This is a genomic window from Hymenobacter endophyticus, from assembly GCF_032464715.1.
GTDB lineage: Bacteria > Bacteroidota > Bacteroidia > Cytophagales > Hymenobacteraceae > Hymenobacter > Hymenobacter endophyticus.
The window spans coordinates 39,571-58,395 of the sequence record NZ_JAWDJT010000001.1 but is presented as its reverse complement, the minus strand read 5'-3'; the positions used below and the strand labels follow the sequence as shown (position 1 = coordinate 58,395).

The following is an 18,825-nucleotide window of genomic DNA, read 5'->3' as shown; positions in this document are numbered from 1 at the left end:
ACTGCAAACATTATCGTTTGTGTTACGCTGAAACCGACTCTTTTCACGCATGATCGACATCTCCCACTACGAAGCCTGGTTCATCACTGGCAGCCAGCACCTCTACGGTCCTGAAACTCTTGAAGAAGTAGCCCGGCACTCCCAGCAGATTGCGAAGGCCCTCGGCTCCGCGCTGCCCATTAAAGTGGTGTACAAGCCCGTACTGACGGGTCCGGCTGAGATATATAAGCTGATCCAGGAAGCCAATACCACCCCCAACTGCGTGGGGCTGATTGCCTGGATGCACACCTTCTCGCCGGCCAAAATGTGGATCAACGGCCTGAAAATCCTGCAAAAGCCCCTGGCCCACCTGCACACCCAGTTCAACCGGGATATTCCGTGGTCGGATATCGATATGGATTTCATGAACACCAACCAATCGGCGCACGGCGACCGGGAGTTTGGCTTCATCACGTCCCGCATGCGGGTGAAGCGCAAGGTGGTGGTGGGCCACTGGCAGAGCGCCGACGCGCAGGAGCGCCTCAGCATCTGGGCCCGCGCGGCCTGCGCCTGGGCCGACTGGCAGGGTGGCCGCATCGTCCGCTTCGGCGACAACATGCGCTACGTGGCCGTAACCGAGGGTGACAAGGTGGAGGCCGAGCTGAAGTTTGGCTACGAGGTGAACACCTACGGCATCGGCGACCTAGTGACGGTGATTAACGAGGTAACCGAGGAGCAGGTAAACGCGCTGCTGGCTACCTACGAGCAGGAATACGAGCTGGGCGACTCGCTGCGGGACGGCGGCAGCCAGCGCGAAGGACTGCGCGACGCGGCCCGCATCGAGGCCGGTATGCGCCGGTTTCTGCAGGAGAAGAAGGCCATCGGCTTCACCGATACCTTCGAGGACCTGCACGGCATGGTGCAGCTGCCCGGCATTGCCACTCAGCGCCTGATGGCCGAGGGCTACGGCTTCGGCGGGGAAGGCGACTGGAAAACGGCTGCCCTGGTGCGCGCCATGAAGGTGATGGGCGCGGGCCTGCCCGGCGGCAACTCCTTCATGGAAGACTACACCTACCACTTCCAGCCCGGTAACGAGTTGGTGCTCGGCTCCCACATGCTGGAAATCTGCCCCACCATTTCGGAAGGCAAAGTGAAGGTAGAAGTACACCCGCTAGGCATCGGCGGCAAGGCCGACCCGGCCCGCCTGGTGTTCAACTGCCCCGCCGGCCCCGCCCTCAACGCCACCATCGTGGACTTGGGCCACCGGTTCCGGCTGATTGTGAATGAGGTGGAAGCCGTAGCCCCCGAGCAGGACCTGCCCAAGCTGCCCGTGGCCCGCGTGCTCTGGAAAGTAAAGCCCGACCTGAAAACCGGCGTTGCCGCCTGGATTCACGCCGGCGGTGCCCACCACACCGGCTACAGCCAGAACCTAACCGCCGAGTACCTCGAAGACTTCGCCGAAATGGCCGGTATCGAGTACCTCATCATCGACGACGAAACTAAGCTGCGCACCTTCAAAAACGAGCTGCGCTACAACGACGTGGCCTTCAGCCAGCGCTAAGCCGCCCCGCTAACCAGAACGTCACAACCAGAACGTCATGCTGAGCGCAGCCGAAGCATCTCGCGTGCTGATGTTGCCGAGGTAACCAGCCGTAACTGCTCCATAGCCCAGGGTTTAAACCCTGGGCTAGTGAATCGTCCGAACGAAGCGGTAGAGATGCTTCGGCAGGCTCAGCATGACATTCGTTTGCCAACAACATCAGCACGCGAGCTTTCTCGACTCCGCTCCGCTGCGCTCGGAATGACGTTCCGGAGCCACCAGAATATTCCCTATTCCCACACTACAACCGCCTGCCTTCCCACCAACTTCCATGCGTAATAACCTGACTACGCTTGACCTGATTGTCTTTTTTGTGTACCTGATCGGGGTTTCGGCCTACGGGTTCTACATCTATAAAAGCAAGCAGAAAGCCGAGCAAAGCACCAAAGACTACTTTCTGGCCGAAGGCTCGCTCACATGGTGGGCCATCGGGGCGAGTATGATTGCCTCTAACATCTCGGCCGAGCAGTTCATTGGCATGAGTGGGAGCGGGTTTAAGGTGGGCGTGGCCGTGGCGGCCTACGAGTGGGTGGCGGCCGTGGTGCTCATCATTGTGGCGGTGTTCTTTATGCCGGTGTACCTGAAGAACAAAATCTTCACGATGCCGCAGTTTCTGGAGCAGCGCTACAACTCCACGCTCAGCCTGATTATGAGCATCTTCTGGCTGTTCCTGTACGTGCTGGTGAATCTGACGTCCATTCTCTACCTCGGGGCGCTGGCCCTGAGCAACCTGGTGGGCGGCGACAGTTTTCACGTCATCATCGTGCTGCTGGCCCTGTTTTCGCTCTTGATTTCGCTGGGCGGCATGAAGGTGGTAGGCTACACTGATGTGGTGCAGGTGGTGGTGCTGGTGGTGGGCGGTCTGGTGACGACGTACATTGCCCTCTCGCTGGTGAGCACCAAGTTTGGCCTGGGCGGCGGCGCTTTCTCCGGCTTCAACGCCCTCATGGAAAAGGCCCCCGACCACTTCAAGATGATTTTCGACAAGCCCACGGCGGCCACGCCCCAGGTGGAAATCGACAAGTACCTGGCCCTGCCCGGCATTGCCATGTACTTCGCCGGCCAGTGGATTGTGAACCTGAACTATTGGGGCTGCAACCAGTACATTACCCAGCGCGCCCTCGGGGCTGATTTGCACACGGCCCGCACCGGCATCCTGTTCGCCGGGATTCTGAAGCTCATGATGCCGGTGATTGTGATGCTGCCCGGGATTGCCGCCTACGTTCTCTACCGGAACGGCTCGTTGCAGGCCGAAATGTCCTCCACCGGCGCGTTCAACTCCGATAACGCCTACTCGGCCATCCTTACCTTTTTGCCCAACGGCCTGAAGGGCCTGAGCATGGCGGCCCTCACGGCGGCCATTGTGGCCTCCTTGGCGGGCAAGGTGAACTCCATTTCCACCATCTTCACCCTCGACATCTACAAGCGCTACCTGAACAAGGACGCTACCGAGCAGAAGCAGGTGTGGGTGGGCCGCCTAACCATTCTGGCGGCCGTGGTGCTGAGCGTGGCCATGACGTGGAAAGATCTGCTGGGCATCGGCGGTGAGGGTGGCTTCCAGTTTATTCAGAAGTACACCGGCTTCATCTCACCCGGTATTCTGGCGGTATTCCTGCTGGGCATGTTCTGGAAGCGCACCACGGCCACGGCCGGTATTGTGGGTATTCTAGCCGGCTTTGCCTTGTCGGTGTTCTTCAACAACTACGCCCCGGCGGTGCTGGGCCCCGAAACCCTGCTCTACACGGCCTTCCCCAATGGCCAGGGCGTGTACGAAATTCCCTTCCTGATTTGCATGGGCTGGTCGTTTGCCATTACCATGGTGCTGATGGTGGGCGTGAGCTTGGCCGGGCCGGTGGTGAACCCCCGTGCCATTCACCTGGACGCCGGTATGTTCCGGGTGAGCACCCAAACCATGTCGCTGATTGTGGTGACCATGCTGCTGCTCACGGCTTTGTACGTGAAGTTCTGGTAGCTGCTGGCCGGCTTTCGGGCCGTTGTTTCTTCCTTCTGAGCTGTTGAAAACCAGCTTGCCGCCGGCCGCTTTCGGGGGCCGGCCAGTTCCACCAAAACGGGGGCGTGAATCGGATTCGCGCCCCCGTTTGGCTTCCCGCAGTACTCGTTCTGATGTTTCCCCAACCCAATTCCCACAACCATGAACACCACTTCTACCGCCGCCCCGGCCGGCCCACAACGAAGCCGCCCTCATGCCTTCCGCCTGCTGGCTTTCCTGCTGATTCTGCTGACCGGGCTTAGCCTGCCGGCCCAAGCGTTGCAGGGCAACGACAATTGCCACGACCCTTCCAGCATTGTGAAGGACGGCGGTAAATACTGGATTTTCACTACCGGCACCGGTATTTATGGCATGTACTCCACCGATCTGGTGACGTGGCAGGCGGGCAGCCGGCCGGTGTTCACCAGCGCCCAATACCCCGCCTGGATCAAGAGCAAAGTGCCCGGCTTTTCCGGCGACTTCTGGGCCCCGGAGTGCGTGTACCGCAACGGCAAGTTCTACCTCTACTACTCGGTTTCCACCTTCGGCTCCAATGTATCCACCATCGGGCTGGCTACCAACGTCACGCTGGACCCGGCCAGTCCCAACTACCAGTGGGTAGACCAGGGCGAGGTGGTATCCAGCGGCTCCGGCAGTGCCATCAACGCCATTGATGCTGCCATTACCGCCGATGCCAGCGGCGGGCTGTGGATGAGCTACGGCTCGTTTTTCAAAGGCATCGGGCTGATTAAGCTGGACGGCAGCACCGGCAAACGTTCCGGTACCAGCTTCTATTGGCTGGCCGGCAACGTGGCCGCCGACAACGTGACGCGCAACAACAGTGGGAGCGAGGCACCCTACATCGTGCGCAACGGCGGCTATTACTACCTGTTCATCAACAAGGGCGCCTGCTGCAAAGGGGCCAGCAGCACCTACTACATTCAGGTGGGCCGCTCCACCAGCATCACCGGGCCCTACGTGGATAAAAACGGCGTCGACCTCAACAAAAACGGCGGCACCACCCTCATTGCCACCAGCGGCAGCTACGTGGGCCCGGGCCACGTGGGACTGTTTCAGGAAGGCGGGGCCAACTACCTCACCCACCATTACTACGACAGCAGCCAGAACGGCCGGGCCCGCCTGAGCGTGGGCAACCTGGGCTGGGACGCCGCCGCCTGGCCCTTCATCACCCGCGACTGGGTGGCCGCCGGCCGCTACACCCTCACCAACCAGAGCACCGGCAAGGTGTGGGATGCCTGGGGCTGCACCGGGGCCCAGGGCCAGATCATTGCCCAGGGCACCCCCGCCGGCCTCAACTGTCAGCAATGGAACCTCACGCCCGTGGGCAACGGCGAGTATAAAATTACCTCCACGGTAGGGGCCGGGCTGGCTGCTGATGTGGCCGGCAACAGCCCCAGCAACGGCGCGAAACTCAACCTGTACCCGTACAGCGGCGCGGCCAACCAGCGCTTCAAGATTGAGCGGGCCAGTGGCGGAACCTACGTGCTGGCTTCGGTGAACGGCAACCGCGTGGTGGAAGTGCCGGCCTGCTCCGCCACCGCCGGCGTGCAGCTGGCTCTGTATGATTACCTGGGCAACAACTGTCAGAAATGGGCCATTGCGCCCGCCACAGCCGCCCGCGTGCTGGCCTCGACGGCAGTGGCTCCGGCCGCGCAGTTCAGCGTGTACCCCAACCCGAGTGAGCGGGGCCGCTTCACGGTGCTGCTGGATGCCGGGCTGGCTGCCGGGCCGGTTACCGTCACTCTTACCGATATGCAGGGCCGGCCGGTGTTCAGCTACCGCAGCGCGGGCCAGAGCACGGTGCCGGTAAAGGCCGAGGTGACGGCTGGCCTGTATCTGCTGCAAGTGAGCGGAGGGCAGGGGACAACTACGCAGAAAGTGGTGGTGCAATGATGCGTGTCAAATAACACAGACTGCCAGCTGCTGCGGAGCCGCAGTTATTCGGATTCGGGCTGGCTGGTCCTCTTACCCCTATGTTTTCCGTCATGAAGTATCCGCAATTTCTGCTGACCGCCGCGCTGCTGAGTCTGGCCGCGTGCCAGGAGAAGGAAGAAGCCGACCCATTTGTGGTCCCGCCGGCCCCGGTGTTCCGCAACCCCATCATCACCAATAAATTCTCGGCCGACCCCGCCGCGTTGGTTCACAACGGCCGGGTGTACGTGTACGCCGGCCGCGACGAGGCCGCCGTGGGCCAGAACCAGTACGTGATGAACGAGTGGCTGTGCTACTCCTCGGCCGATATGGTGACCTGGCAGGAGCACCCCTCGCCCCTGAACGTGCAGGCCTTTGCCTGGGCGCGGGCCGATGCCTGGGCTTCGCAGGTGGTGGAGCGTGGCGGTAAGTTCTACTGGTACATTACCGCCGACCACCGCACGGTGCCGGGCAAAGCCATTGGCGTGGCCGTGGCCGACAGCCCCACTGGCCCCTTCCGAGACGCCCGGGGCTCGGCCCTCATCACCAACGCCATGACTACGGCTGTCAGCAGCTTTTTCGATGACATCGACCCCACCGTTATTATTGATGACGCGGGGCAGGCCTGGCTGTACTGGGGCAACACGGCCTGCTACTACGCCCGGCTCAAGCCCAATATGACGGAGCTGGACGGCCCCATCCAGACCGTGAGTCTGCCCGATTTCACGGAGGCACCCTGGGTGCACAAGCGCGGCAAGTGGTACTACCTGAGCTACGCCTCCGGCTTCCCCGAGCGGATTTCCTACGCCATGAGCCGCCGCCCCGATGGCCCCTGGCAGCCCAAAGGACTGCTCACCGACTTCCCGACCAACTCCAACACCAGCCACCAGGCCATTATCAGCTTCAAGGGCCGCGACTACTTCGTGTACCACAACGGCAGCCTGCCCGGCGGCGGCAGCTACCGCCGCTCCGTGTGCGTGGACTACCTCACCTACAACGCCGACAGCACCCTGCAAACCGTGAACATGACCACCCTGGGCGTAAGTCCGGCGCAGTAGGCTGGCCTTTTCAGATTCCTTTATCCGCTCCCTATGAACCGCATCCTTTCTTCCCTGGCCCTGCTGGGCCTGCTCAGTACGCCGGCCCTGGCGCAAACCACCAAGCGCTCCGACTACCCAATTCAGGCGGTTTCCTTCACGCAGGTGCAGCTGGCGGACAACTTCTGGCTGCCCCGACTCAAAACCAATACCGACGTGACCATTCCGGCCTCGTTTCAGCGCTGTGAGGCCACGAATCGGGTGAAGAACTTTGAAATGGCGGCGGCCCGGCAGGGGAAGTTTGCCACCATTTTTCCCTTCGATGATACCGATATCTATAAGACCATAGAAGGAGCGTCGTACTCGCTCCGGCTCTATCCCGATGAAAAGCTGGACGAGTACATGGACGCGCTGATCAAAAAAGTAGCCGCTGCCCAGGAGCCCGACGGCTACTTGTACACGGCCCGCACCATCGACCCAGCCCACCCGCACGACTGGGCCGGGCCGGAGCGGTGGGTGAAGGAGCGGGAGCTGAGCCATGAGCTCTACAACTCGGGCCACCTCTACGAAGCCGCCGTAGCCCACTATGAGGCCACCGGTAAGAAAAATCTGCTGAATATTGCCCTCAAAAACGCCGATTTGGTGTGCGCCACCTTCGGGCCGGGCAAGCGGGCCGTGGCCCCGGGCCACGAAATTGTAGAAATGGGCCTGGTGAAGCTCTACCGCGTAACCGGCAAGCCCGAGTACCTGAGCACCGCCCGGTTCTTCCTCGATCAGCGCGGCCGGTACGCGGGCTACGACCCAAAGAGCCCCGATGCCTGGCGCAACGGCTCCTACTGGCAGGACCACAAGCCCGTCATTGACCAGAAGAAGGCCGAGGGCCACGCCGTGCGCGCCGAATACCTGTACTCCGCCATGGCCGACGTGGCCGCCCTCACCGGCGACCAAAAGCTGCTGGCCGCCGTGGACTCCATCTGGCAGAACATGGTGGCGAAAAAGCTCTACGTGACGGGCGGCACTGGCGCGGTGCCCGGCGGCGAAAGGTTCGGGGCCAACTACGAGCTGCCCAACACCACGGCCTACAACGAAACCTGCGCCTCGGTAGCCAACATCTACTGGAACCAGCGCATGTTCCAGCTCCACGGCGAGTCCAGGTACGTGGATATCCTGGAGAAAGTGCTCTACAACGGCCTCATTTCGGGGGTAGGGCTGGATGGCAAGTCGTTTTTTTACAGTAATGCCATGCAGGTCCGCAACAGCGCCAGCTTCCCGCAAACCGAGCCCCAGCGCGCCGGCTGGTTCGACTGTTCCTGCTGCCCCACCAACCTAGCCCGCCTGATGCCCTCTTTGCCCGGCTACGTGTACGCCCAGAAGGGCCGCGACGTGTACGCCAACCTGTTCATCAGCGGCACTACTGACTTGAAGGTGAACAACCAGCCCGTGCGCATCACCCAGCAACACAACTACCCCTGGCAGGGCGACCTGAAGTTCACCCTCAGTCCCGCCGCCACCACTGAGTTCAACCTGCTGGTGCGCCTGCCCGGCTGGGCCCGCAACGAGGCCATGCCCTCCGATTTGTACCGCTTCGCCACGCCTTCGGCCGAGAAAATCAGCATTACCATCAACGGCAAGCCCACGGCCTACACCACCCGCAACGGCTACGCCGTACTGGCCCGCAAGTGGCGCAAAAACGACGTGGTGGAAGTGAAGCTGCCCATGGAAGTGCGCCAGGTAGTAGCCAACCCGAAGGTGCAGGACGACTTAGGTAAAGTGGCCCTGCAACGCGGCCCAATTGTGTACTGCGCCGAGTGGACCGACAACAACGGCCGCGCCGGCAACCTCATCGTGCCCGCTGCCACCGCCTTCACCACCCTCTACCAGCCCGAATTGCTCAACGGTATTATGCAACTGCAAGCCACCGTACCCGCCGTGCAGCTGGACGCCGCCAACACCAGCATCAGCACCACCCGCCAGACCCTCACGGCCATTCCCTATTACGCCTGGGCCAACCGCGGCAAGGGCGAAATGACCGTCTGGTTTCCCCAGCAACTCACCGACGTAGAGCTAATTTCCCGCCAGCCAAAAGAGGCGACAGTAGGGAAGTAGGCCGTTCCGGTCCGGCGGCTGCCAGCCGTCGGGCCGGTTGTCGTTCGGTTCATATGGCCAATAACGCAGTAACATCAGCACGCGGCAACCGGCCCGACGGCTGGCAGCCGCCGGACCGGAACGGCTGTCGTCAGTAAGCTATGCCGTGCTACTATCCATTTCTATACCAATCCCTGCACAAACGCGTCGGTGTAGTCGGGGGAGAAGTGGCGGATGTTGGGCAGGTGGGCGAATTCCGCCGGCTCGTGCGTGGTGGTGAGGATAACGGCGGGCATGCCGGCATTCAGGGCCGCCTCGGCCCCTTTGGGCACGTCCTCGAACACGAGGCAGTCGGCAGGAGTTACACCGAGCTGGGCGGCGGCTTTCAGGAAGGTTTCGGGGTGGGGCTTGCTGATGGTCACGTCGTCGGCCGAGACGATGGCCGCGAAGTAATGGCGGATATCCAGCGTATCGAGCACGAAATCAATGTTGAACGGAATGGCCGCCGAGCCAATGGCCATGGGAATGCCCCGCTGGTGGGCCCGCGCCAGAAACTCCGGCAGCCCCGGCAGCAGCCGCAGGTGCGGGCGGTACGCCTCCTGGTAGCGTTTCTCCTTCTCCACGGCCAGACGGGTCATTTCCTCCTCCGTAAACCGGTCGGGGCCGAACATGCGCACCAGTACTTCCTGGTTTTTACCGTACATCTGGGGCTTCACCTGCTCACGCGTGAACTGCCCACCCAGGTCCTCATTCATTAGCTGCTGCCAGGCCTGGGTGTGGTAGTCCATGTCGTGAATCATGGTGCCGTTGAGGTCGAAAATAAAGGCTTTCATGCAGGTGTAAGTAAGTGATTGGGCCAGTTGGCGTCAGGCGAGCAGTAGCGCGAACTACAAAGTTCGCGCTACTGCCCGACCGGCTTTCAGCTGACCTGCCAAAGTAGCGTTAGGGTGGCCGCTGTGGTAAAGGTAGCGGGTAAACAAAGCGGGGAGCCGGATGCCGGCTCCCCGTTGGAGTTTTAGGTCAGAGCGTATGGGCAGTTGACAAAATGCGCTAAAGAGAACGTCATTCCGAGCTTGCCGAGAAATCCCGCGTGCTGACGTTAGACTACTACTGCAACGTCAGCACGCGAGATTCCTCGGCAAGCTCGGAATGACGTTCTTTCAATGCGAATGTCTACACAGCCTAGTGAGAAGCGGCCGGACTTTTGGCCAGGGCTTCCTGGCGTTTTTGTTCCAGCACGGCCAGCAGCTTGCCGAAGGGCTCGGTGAATTTCTGCTCGCCTTCCTGCTCCAACTGGTCGGTCAGCGCTTCCAGGTCAAGGCCGAGTTGGGGCAGGCTGCCCAGTACGTCCACGGCCACCGGCTCGGCGAGGCGGTTGGCGGGCTGGCCGCCGGTGCGGTATAAGTCGAGGGTTTCGACCGGAATGGTGTTCACCGTGTTGGGGCCGATGAGGGCCTCCACGTATTTCAGGTTGTCGTACTTGGGGTTCTTGTTGCCGGTGCTGGCCCAGAGCAGGCGCTGGGGCTGGGCACCCTGCGCCCGCAACGCCTCCCAGCGCGGCCCGGCAAACAGCTCCTGGTACACCGTGTAGGCCTGTTTGGCGCTGGCAATGGCCACCTGGCCCACTAGGCTTTCGGCCAGCTGGCCCTGCTCACCACCCGCGGCGGCCAGTTTTTCCAGCTGCGGATCAATGAGCACATCGATGCGCGAGAGGAAGAAGCTGGCTACTGAATCCAGCCGCTGCACCGAGCCGCCGGCCTGCACTCGGTCTTCCAGACCGGCCAGGTAGGCTTCCGCCACCAAGCGGTAGCGCTCCACGCTGAATATCAGCGTCACGTTTACATTCACACCGGCCGCAATCAGCTGGCGGATGGCGGGCAGGCCGGCCCGGGTGGCGGGCACTTTGATCATCACGTTGGGGCGGTTCACCTCTTTCCAGAAGTGCAGGCCCTCGGTCACCGTACCCTCGGTGTCGTGAATCAGGTTGGGCGACACTTCCAGGCTTACGTACCCGTCGCCGCCGTTTTCGGGGTGGTCGTAGAGGGGGCGGAGCAGGTCGCAGGCGGCCTGCACATCGGCCACGGCCAGCTGAGCGTAAATATCCTCGGCCGACAACCCTTCCTGGGCAAAGCGGTGGATATCGTCGGCGTAGTCGTCGGAGCCGGCAATAGCCTTCTCGAAGATGGCCGGGTTGGACGTAACGCCCCGCACGCCATCTTCCGTGAGCAGGCGCTGGAGTTCCCCGTTTTGCAGAATGTTGCGGCGAATGTAATCCAGCCAGATGCTCTGACCGAAGCCGTGAATGGCAACTAATGGGTTCATATGGTGAGTGGTATGGTTTGGTGAATCGTCTGTCATCCTAAAGCTTGCAAAGCACTTTTTACTCCTGCACGTCATTCCGAGCGGAGCCGAGGAATCTCGCGTGCTGACGTTTGTCTACACAGCTTACCGTGGTAAGATTCTTCGCAAGCTCAGGATGACACAGTATTGATGATGACGTGCGGCAACTACTTACGACAGAATTTCCTTGGGTTCCGTTTCCTCGGGTTGGCCAGCCAGCACCCACTGGGCCTGCTTCACCACATTCTCCACCGAGAAGCCGAACAGCTCCAGCACCGCCTCGCCGGGGCCCGATTCGCCAAAGCGGTTCATGGCAATGACGGTGCCTTCGTCGGTGGCGTACTTGTGCCAGCCCAGGGGTGAGCCGGCCTCAATGGCCACGCGCTTACGCACGGCGGGCGGCAGCACCTGCTGCTGGTAGGCCTTGGGCTGCTGCTCAAACAGCTCCCAGCTGGGCATGCTCACCACCCGGGCCGCTACGCCCTGCTGCTGCAAGGCCTCCTGGGCCTGCAGCGCCAGCGAAACTTCCGAGCCGGTAGCCAGCAGCAGCAGCTCCGGCTGGCCGCCCTCGGCTTCGCGCAGGATGTACGCCCCTTTGGCTACGCCCTCCCGGGCCGAGTTGAACTGGCTCTGGTCGAGCACCGGCAGCTTCTGGCGGGAGAGGATGAGCACCACCGGGCTCTTGGGCTTGGTGAGGGCCACCCGCCAGGCTTCCACGGTTTCGTTGGCGTCGGCGGGGCGCAGCACGATGATGTTGGGAATGGTGCGCAGGGCCGCTACCTGCTCCACCGGCTGGTGGGTGGGGCCGTCCTCGCCCAGCCCGATGCTGTCGTGCGTAAACACGAAAGTGGCGCTGGATTCGGCCAGAGCGGTGAGGCGGATGGCCCCGCGCATGTAGTCGGAGAAGGTGAGGAAGGTGCCGCCGTAGGGCCGCACGCCGCCGTGGTGGGCCATGCCGTTCATGGCCCCGCCCATGGCGTGTTCCCGCACCCCAAACCACACGTTGCTGTGCTCGTAGCTGCCCGGCTGGAAACTGACGGCGCCGCTGGTGGGCATTTCATTGGAGCTGGCCAGATCAGCCGAGCCGCCGAACAGGTAGGGCACGCTTTTTTTCAAGGCGTTCAGAGCTTTGCCGGAAGCCTGGCGGGTGGCCAGCGCGCCATCGGCGGCGGTGAAAACGGGCAGGGCGGCGTCCCAGTTTGCGGGTAATTCCCCCGCAAACGAAGCCCGGAACAATTCCCACTCGGCTGCAAACTCCTGCTGGTACGTCTCCGTCTGCTGCTCCCATTGCGCCTGCAATTCCGCGCCGCGCTGGCCCGCTTCGGCCAAGTGGGCACGCACTTCCTCGGGCACCACAAACGTGGCCTCGGGGTCGAAGCCAAAGAACTCCTTGGCTTTTTTCATATTGTCGGGGCCGAGCGGGGAGCCGTGGACTTTGCTGGTTCCTTCCTGGGGGCTACCGTAGCCGATAATCGTTTTCACGGAAATCAGGGAGGGCCGCTCGGTTTCCTGCTGGGCGGCTTTCAGGGCGGCCTCAATGGCGTTGAGGTCGTTGCCGTCGGTCACGCGCTGGGTGTGCCAGCCGTAGGCCTCAAAGCGGGCCAGCGCATCCTCGGTGTAGGAGAGGTTGGTGGGCCCGTCGAGGCAGATGTCGTTGTCGTCGTAGAGGTAGATGAGCTTGCCCAGCTTGAGGTGACCGGCCAAAGAGGCGGCCTCGGCGGCCACGCCTTCCATCAGGTCCCCGTCGCTCACAATGGCGTAGGTGAAGTGGTCCTGGAGTGCGTGGCCGGGCCGGTTGTACACGGCGGCCAAGTGGGCTTCGGCCATGGCCATGCCTACGCCGTTGGCGAAGCCCTGGCCCAGCGGCCCCGTCGTCACCTCCACGCCCGGCGTCATGTTCGACTCGGGGTGGCCGGGCGTGCGGGAGTGCAGCTGCCGGAATGCCTTCAGGTCCTCCAGCGACAAATCGTAGCCGTACAGGTGCAGCAGGCTGTAGAGCAGGGCCGAGCCGTGGCCCGCCGACAGCACAAACCGGTCCCGGTTGGGCCACTTGGGGTCCTGGGGGTTGAAGCGCAGCACGCGGGAAAACAGCACGTAGGCCATGGGGGCCGCGCCCAGGGGCAGGCCGGGGTGGCCGGAGTTGGCGGCCTGCACCATATCCACCGACAGCAGGCGGATGGTATTAACGCTTTGTTGGGCGAGGTCGGCGGGTGAGGTTGGAGTGTTGGTCACGGCGAAGAAAAATGATGGGAGACTTGAGCGAATTTACGACGGTTAGCAACCCGTAAACCGCTCAAAAAGCGGTTATTCAGTAGAAAAAAGACCGGTAACGATACCGTAATCGGTACCGGTAGCTACCGGGTAACTAAAACCATACATGAAGCGTGAATAGCACGTCTAGCACAAACGATTGTGCCAATAGTCAGCTGAATATGGCTAGGGTTGTACCACCGGCCAGCCGGCTGCATCCCAAGTGAGAGGCTCGATGCGCAGCTTAGGCCGGCCCTTGTCGGCGGCATCGTAGCCGTGAAATACCAGGTAGTCGGCATTATCGAACGTGTATACCGAGTTGTGACCGAGGCCAAACCAGTTCTGGTCACCAGCCAGTAGCTGAGTGCCGCCGCCCTGCGCCAGTGGCTTGCCGGCCTGGTCGAGGTAGGGGCCGGCTACGTTTTTGGCGCGGCCCACCATGATTTTGTAGGTGCTCTGCGGGCCCCGGCAACAGTAGTCAAACGAGGTAAACAGGTAGTAGTAGCCGTTTTTGCGAAAGATAAACGGAGCTTCAATCGCGCCGTCACCGGGTAAAGAGTCGTTGAGTTGGGGAGTGCGGGGGCGGCGGGCCAGGGTGCGCCACTGCTCCGGCTGGGCCGGACCGGTAAGGTCGGGCCGGAGCTGCACCAGCTTGATGCCCTCCCAGAACGAGCCGAACGACAGCCAGGGCCGGCCGGCTTCGTCGCGGATCAGGTTGGGGTCGATGGCGTTCCACATATCCCGCCCCGGCACCGACTGCAGCACCCGGCCGTGGTCAACCCAGCGGAAGTCCTTGGAAGCAGGGTCGAGGGTTTTGTTGGTGGCCAGCCCAATGGCTGAGGTGTTTTTACCGAAGGCTGAAACCGAGTAAAACAGCGCATACTGGCCATTATGGAAGGAAATATCAGGGGCCCAGATATGACCTTTGAAGCCCGGAACAGCCTGCGTGGCCCAGGCCGGCGCAGTGGCAAATACGGGCGGCTCCGGCTTCCAGCTCTTGCGGTCCTTCGACGACCATACTGCAATGCCGTTGCCGGTGCAGAACATATAGTAGCTGCCATTCTGCCGGGCCATCACCGGGTCGTGGGCCGGAATACGGGCGGGCACCGGCTGGGCCAAGCCCGCAATGGCCCGCCAGGTAAGTAGCAGGAGCAAGAAGCAGTATCTCATGTGTGGCGAGTGGAAGGAGGAAGAGAAGTAAGTGAGTGGATGGTCACCAAAAGCGGGGAACAAAGGGCCGTACTGAGCAGGCGGGCCCACGGTTCATAATAGACCTGAGCAGTGCAGGAAGGCAGTTGATAAAATAAAGTTAACACAATCGTTTGTGTTAAGCGAAATAAATTTTACTCTTACTCCTGAATTAGTTGGTGCCGTTGGTTCCTGCTTACCTGAAACGGGTAGAACCAACAAGTCAGCGGTTCGAGTTTTTCCACTTTTATACAACCCTCAATTCCCATGAAAAAACCTGTACTTCTGGCCGTCTTAACCGCCGGCACTTTGCTGGGCCTGACTGCTCAGGCCCAAACGGCCGCCATTGTCAACGGTGGCGTGTATAAGCTGACGCATTACGGCGTGGTGGCTGATGCCTCGGCTGAAGCCTTTGGTGTGCCCGCCGGTACGCCGCTGTGCCTGGATGTGAACCTGAACTCCTCGGCCGCCGGGGCCACCGTAGGCCAATGGGGTGATAATGGCCTCGATGCGCAGCGTTTTATTTTTGAGCTGCAAACTGATGGCTCCTACAAACTGCGTCACCGCGGCACCACCATGTACCTGCAGCCGGTGGGGCTGAGCAAAGCTGTGAATACCCGCATTGAGCAGAACGTGCTGGTAACCACCAACGACGATGCCCAGCGCTGGATTATCACCGACCCGAATAACAATGGCCGCTACAAGTTCACGCTGAAAAATTCGGCTAATGCGGCCGGCGTTTCGCAGGTGCTGGAAGTTGGTTTCGCCAGCGCCGCCCCGGGTGCCCCTGTAAACCTGTTTGACGACAACGGCTTTGAGCCGGCCCAGCGGTGGACGCTTTCCCGCACGGTTCTGTCAGCTAAAAACAGTGCCGATGAAGCCATCTGGATTCAGGCCTATCCAAACCCGGCCGGAGCCAGCCAGCGTCTCACCCTGCGGGTAGAGGCCAAGCGCCGAGGTACGGCCTCCGTGGAAATTCTCGACGGCATGGGTCGCCGCGTGCACAGCCAGAGCGCCAACCTGGTAGTGGGTGGTAACCCCATCAGCCTGAGCAATGCTCCTCTGGCCGCCGGCCTCTACACCATTCGCCTGGTGCAGGATGGCTTCGTGCAGCAAACCCGCGTGGTGCAGCAATAAGCTACGGCCACTCTAGCACCCACAAAAAAGGCGGCGGCTCCTAGGAGCCGCCGCCTTTTTTATGGGTTGATAAAGCATTGGACCGCGTGGGAGCGGCAGAACTTCCGGCCGCTATTTGGCCGCCTGCACGCCTTCCGTGGTCATTTGCACCCGCTTGATGGTGCCGTCTTTATTGTACATGAGATAATCAATGCAGACGGAGCGGCGGAAGCTGCCGCCATCGGTGGGGATGCTGCCGTTGTGGTAGATGAAGTACGATTTACCCTTGAACTCAATAATGGCTTGGTGGTTGGTATTGGAGTTGCCGGCCACTTCGTTCAGCAGGCCTTTAAACTCCCAGGGGCCTTCCGGGCTGCGGCTCATGGCGTAGGCCAGCTTCTCCGGGAACTGGTAGGCGTAGCTGAGGTAGTACCAGCCGTTGCGCTTGTGCACCCAAGGCGCCTCCGTGAAGTTGGGAAGAGTCGTCACCTTATTGATGGGGCCGTCCAGTTCCGTCATGTTCGGTTTCAACTTGGCCCAGTAGCAGTTGGTGTTACCCCAGTACAGGTAGGCTTGGCCTTTATCATCAACAATAACCGTGGGGTCAATATCGTCCCAGCTGATTTTGCTTTCGGTCATGTTGTTGGTAATCAGGGCCGAGCCGCGGGCGTCCTTGAACGGTCCCGTAGGGCTGTCCGACACGGCCACACCAATGCTTTTGCCCGGAATGGAGCCGTGCTCCACGGCCGCGTACCAGTAAAACTTGCCGCCCCGCTCAATTACCTGTGAGGCCCAGGCATCATCCTTGGCCCAGGCAAAGGCCTTCACATTCAGGGGCGAGGGGTGCTCTTTCCAATGCACCATGTCCTGAGAAGAGTAGCAGAGCCATTCGTGCATCACGTAGCGCTGCTCGGGGGCAGGAGCCTCATCGTGGCCCGCATAGAGGTACACGGTGCCCTTGTGCACCAAAGCAGCGGGGTCGGCGGTGTACTTGTCTTTGATAATGGGGTTGCCGGCCACTGGTACCGGAGCCGCCTGGCCCAGTACCAGCGTGGGAGCAGTCAGCAGCAAACCAGCCAACCACCCAATAAGCGGAGCGTTTTTCATAGTTCTATCTGCCGCTTAGCGTTTGCCGGGAATCCGCAGCACCGTAAAGGAGTTCGGGGCCAGGGTGTAGGTAACGTTGGGGGAGGAAACCTTGAAGGGCTCTTCCTTGGGGGCCACGTTCATAGGCTGCTCCAGGCTGTTCACGGCGTTCAGGTCGGCGCTGGCCAGGATGGTGGCGCGGCCGGCTTTGCCCAGCTTCTTCACGCCCTGCAGGGCAATGGTCACGGGCCGGGCCTGGGGCGAGTAGTTTACCAGCTTCACAATGATTTCGCCGGTTTTATCGTCGGCGGTGGCACTGCTGAACAGGTTGTCCTGGCCGTTTTTGGCTCCGGCGGCACGCTGCACGGGCAGCATGGTGGTTCCGGGGTTGGTGGAGTACATCTTCTGCACGTAGTAGTTGGGCGTGCCGTAGGCCTTCAGGTTGTCGAACCAGATCATGTCCGGCGTCCACTGCCAGGCGTCCACGTGGGCGAACAGCGGGGCGTAGGAGGCCATAATCACCTTGTCGGCGTTGCGCTCCAGCCCGGTCATAAAGGCCGCCTCCGAAATGGCGCAGTCCCAGCTGTTCTTGTTATCGGGGCTGCCGATGGCCACGCTCTGGGCCGCGTACTCGCCGGCGAAGATTTTGGTGCCGGTGGTGGGGTAGTTGTCGTAGCGGCCCACGTTCTGGCGGAACCACTCGGGCTTGGCGTAGTAGTGCTCATCAATCACCTCGGCCTTCAGCTCCCGCAGGCGCTGGGTGGCTTTATCGAACAGCTCCCCATCGGGGCTCGGCCCGGCGCTGGATACGATGTTCATGCTGGGGTACTTTGCTTTCACCGCCTTCATGAACGGCTCGTAGCGCTCCAGATACTGGGGGCCCCACTGCTCGTTACCGATGCCGATGTACTTGAGGTTGAACGGCGCAGCGTGGCCCATGGCTACGCGCTTGGCGCCCCAGGGGCTGCTGGCCGGGCCGTTGGCAAACTCAATCAAGTCCAGCGCGTCCTGAATGAAGGTTTCCAGGGTGGGGTCGTCATCCGCGTGGTTGTGGGGCGAGCCGGCGTTGGGGCCGGCCGCGGCGGTGCCGCCAATCGGGGCCATTTCCGCCGAGTTGAACTGGCAGGCCATACCCACGTTCAGAATCGGCACCGGCTCGGCCCCGATGTCTTCGGAAAGCTGGAAATACTCATAGAAGCCCAGCCCGAACGACTGGTAATAGTCGGGCGTGGAGCGGTGCTTGAACTCCATGTTCCAGCGGTTCACCAAGGGCACCCGGGAGGCTACGTCGCCAATGGTTTCCTTCCACTGGTACCGCTCGGTGAGGTTGCGGCCCTCCACGATGCAGCCGCCGGGAAAGCGCAGAAAGCCGGGGTTCATGTCCTTGAGCAATTGCACCAGATCGGTGCGCAGGCCGTTTTCCCGGTTTTTGTAGGTGTCTTTGGGGAAGAGAGAAACTACGTCCAAATCCAGGGTGCCGGCGCCTTCCAGCGTCAGCTTCAGGCGCGCCTTCTCGGCCGTGCCCGCCGATTTCAGTACCACGCTGTATTTCTTCCACTCGGTAGTGAGGCCGGTAATGCGGGTCTGGGCCAGGGTTTTGCCCGAGGGCCCGGCTTCAGGCCCAGCCCCGGGGCCGCCTTCCTCCAGCGTCACGTTCAGGCCGCTCACGCCGCCCGCGCCCTTGCGCAGATACACCGAAAACGTGTACTCGCCGCCCTGCTTCACGCCCATGCCCCGGAAGCCTTCGTTGATGAAGCCGGCATCGGGGCTGGCCGTGGCGGCCGTCATGCGCAGGAAATGGTTGTTGGTGGCGCTGATGGGCTGCTGACTGGAAACGGTGTAGGTCGACAGAGCTGCTGCCCCCCGGATGCCGCGCCAGCCCAGCAGGTGCTCATCCAGCTCAAACGACTTGTTCTTGACCAGCTCGGGGTACAGCCCACCATCGGCGGCGAAGTTGATATCTTCGAAAAACAGGCCGTACATGGTTTTGGCAATGGGTGCCCCGGGCTTGTTCACCTGCACGGTGAGCGTGGCGGGCACCGTTTGGGCCAGGGCCGGCAGGCCGGTTAGTAAGGAGCCACTCAGGCCGAGGCCGGCGGCAAAGGGAAAAGTGCGGGTGGGCAGGAATTGTAGCATGGGATGGAGGAAAACAGACGAAGCACAAGCCAGAACCAGGGCCCCGGCAATTAGGCAAACATTGGTAGTGCCAATATTAATAACTT

The 18,825-nt window shown here is 61.5% G+C and carries 12 protein-coding genes; 6 read left to right on the top strand and 6 right to left on the bottom strand.

Annotation, left to right across the window (positions count from 1 at the left end; genetic code table 11):
* Window positions 1–49 precede the first annotated feature (49 nt).
* The 5 genes from araA to ROI90_RS00250 all read left to right on the top strand — a co-directional run bounded on the left by araA (window position 50) and on the right by ROI90_RS00250 (window position 8,644).
* Window positions 50–1,540, top strand: coding sequence for an L-arabinose isomerase (gene araA / locus ROI90_RS00270; protein WP_315996336.1), 1,491 nt, complete (start codon window positions 50–52; stop codon window positions 1,538–1,540).
* A 310-nt stretch (window positions 1,541–1,850) separates the two neighbouring features.
* Window positions 1,851–3,551 carry a sodium:solute symporter family transporter gene (locus ROI90_RS00265; protein WP_315996335.1) on the top strand — a complete coding sequence of 567 codons (1,701 nt, stop codon included), beginning with the start codon at window positions 1,851–1,853 and terminating at the stop codon, window positions 3,549–3,551.
* Between the two features lie 180 nt (window positions 3,552–3,731).
* Complete coding sequence (locus ROI90_RS00260) at window positions 3,732–5,483, top strand: RICIN domain-containing protein (protein ID WP_315996334.1); 1,752 nt, start codon at window positions 3,732–3,734, stop codon at window positions 5,481–5,483.
* A gap of 92 nt (window positions 5,484–5,575) precedes the next feature.
* Window positions 5,576–6,559 carry a glycoside hydrolase family 43 protein gene (locus ROI90_RS00255; RefSeq protein WP_315996333.1) on the top strand — a complete coding sequence of 328 codons (984 nt, stop codon included), beginning with the start codon at window positions 5,576–5,578 and terminating at the stop codon, window positions 6,557–6,559.
* Between the two features lie 33 nt (window positions 6,560–6,592).
* Window positions 6,593–8,644, top strand: a complete 2,052-nt coding sequence (locus ROI90_RS00250) for a glycoside hydrolase family 127 protein (RefSeq protein ID WP_315996332.1) — start codon at window positions 6,593–6,595, stop codon at window positions 8,642–8,644.
* A 161-nt stretch (window positions 8,645–8,805) separates the two neighbouring features.
* Here ROI90_RS00250 and ROI90_RS00245 read toward each other — a convergent pair whose 3' ends face one another.
* The 4 genes from ROI90_RS00245 to ROI90_RS00230 all read right to left on the bottom strand — a co-directional run bounded on the left by ROI90_RS00245 (window position 8,806) and on the right by ROI90_RS00230 (window position 14,383).
* Entirely contained in the window at window positions 8,806–9,456 is a 651-nt protein-coding gene (locus ROI90_RS00245) for an HAD family hydrolase (protein WP_315996331.1), read from the bottom strand.
* A gap of 349 nt (window positions 9,457–9,805) precedes the next feature.
* Window positions 9,806–10,945, bottom strand: a complete 1,140-nt coding sequence (tal, locus tag ROI90_RS00240) for a transaldolase (RefSeq protein WP_315996330.1) — start codon at window positions 10,943–10,945, stop codon at window positions 9,806–9,808.
* A gap of 189 nt (window positions 10,946–11,134) precedes the next feature.
* A complete protein-coding gene (gene tkt, locus ROI90_RS00235; RefSeq protein WP_315996329.1) occupies window positions 11,135–13,195 on the bottom strand; it encodes a transketolase in 2,061 nt (686 codons plus the stop codon).
* A gap of 204 nt (window positions 13,196–13,399) precedes the next feature.
* On the bottom strand, window positions 13,400–14,383 hold the full coding sequence (locus ROI90_RS00230) for an arabinan endo-1,5-alpha-L-arabinosidase (RefSeq protein ID WP_315996328.1): 984 nt from the start codon (window positions 14,381–14,383) through the stop codon (window positions 13,400–13,402).
* A gap of 285 nt (window positions 14,384–14,668) precedes the next feature.
* Here ROI90_RS00230 and ROI90_RS00225 point away from each other — a divergent pair, with 285 nt between their 5' ends.
* Window positions 14,669–15,538 (top strand): RICIN domain-containing protein, encoded by an 870-nt coding sequence (locus ROI90_RS00225; protein WP_315996327.1) that lies wholly within the window; start codon window positions 14,669–14,671, stop codon window positions 15,536–15,538.
* A gap of 111 nt (window positions 15,539–15,649) precedes the next feature.
* Here ROI90_RS00225 and ROI90_RS00220 read toward each other — a convergent pair whose 3' ends face one another.
* A complete protein-coding gene (locus tag ROI90_RS00220; protein WP_315996326.1) occupies window positions 15,650–16,624 on the bottom strand; it encodes a glycoside hydrolase family 43 protein in 975 nt (324 codons plus the stop codon).
* Between the two features lie 15 nt (window positions 16,625–16,639).
* Window positions 16,640–18,739: an alpha-L-arabinofuranosidase C-terminal domain-containing protein gene (locus tag ROI90_RS00215; RefSeq protein ID WP_315996325.1), complete on the bottom strand. Its 2,100-nt coding sequence runs from the start codon at window positions 18,737–18,739 to the stop codon at window positions 16,640–16,642.
* Window positions 18,740–18,825: the final 86 nt, after the last annotated feature.

Bases quoted from the DNA above. Each gene is read 5' to 3' on its own strand.
- araA (WP_315996336.1), top strand. From the start codon at position 50: ATGATCGACATCTCCCACTACGAAGCCTGGTTCATCACTGGCAGCCAG.
- ROI90_RS00265 (WP_315996335.1), top strand. From the start codon at position 1,851: ATGCGTAATAACCTGACTACGCTTGACCTGATTGTCTTTTTTGTGTAC.
- ROI90_RS00260 (WP_315996334.1), top strand. From the start codon at position 3,732: ATGAACACCACTTCTACCGCCGCCCCGGCCGGCCCACAACGAAGCCGC.
- ROI90_RS00255 (WP_315996333.1), top strand. From the start codon at position 5,576: ATGAAGTATCCGCAATTTCTGCTGACCGCCGCGCTGCTGAGTCTGGCC.
- ROI90_RS00250 (WP_315996332.1), top strand. From the start codon at position 6,593: ATGAACCGCATCCTTTCTTCCCTGGCCCTGCTGGGCCTGCTCAGTACG.
- ROI90_RS00245 (WP_315996331.1), bottom strand. From the start codon at position 9,456: ATGAAAGCCTTTATTTTCGACCTCAACGGCACCATGATTCACGACATG.
- tal (WP_315996330.1), bottom strand. From the start codon at position 10,945: ATGAACCCATTAGTTGCCATTCACGGCTTCGGTCAGAGCATCTGGCTG.
- ROI90_RS00230 (WP_315996328.1), bottom strand. From the start codon at position 14,383: ATGAGATACTGCTTCTTGCTCCTGCTACTTACCTGGCGGGCCATTGCG.
- ROI90_RS00225 (WP_315996327.1), top strand. From the start codon at position 14,669: ATGAAAAAACCTGTACTTCTGGCCGTCTTAACCGCCGGCACTTTGCTG.
- ROI90_RS00220 (WP_315996326.1), bottom strand. From the start codon at position 16,624: ATGAAAAACGCTCCGCTTATTGGGTGGTTGGCTGGTTTGCTGCTGACT.
- ROI90_RS00215 (WP_315996325.1), bottom strand. From the start codon at position 18,739: ATGCTACAATTCCTGCCCACCCGCACTTTTCCCTTTGCCGCCGGCCTC.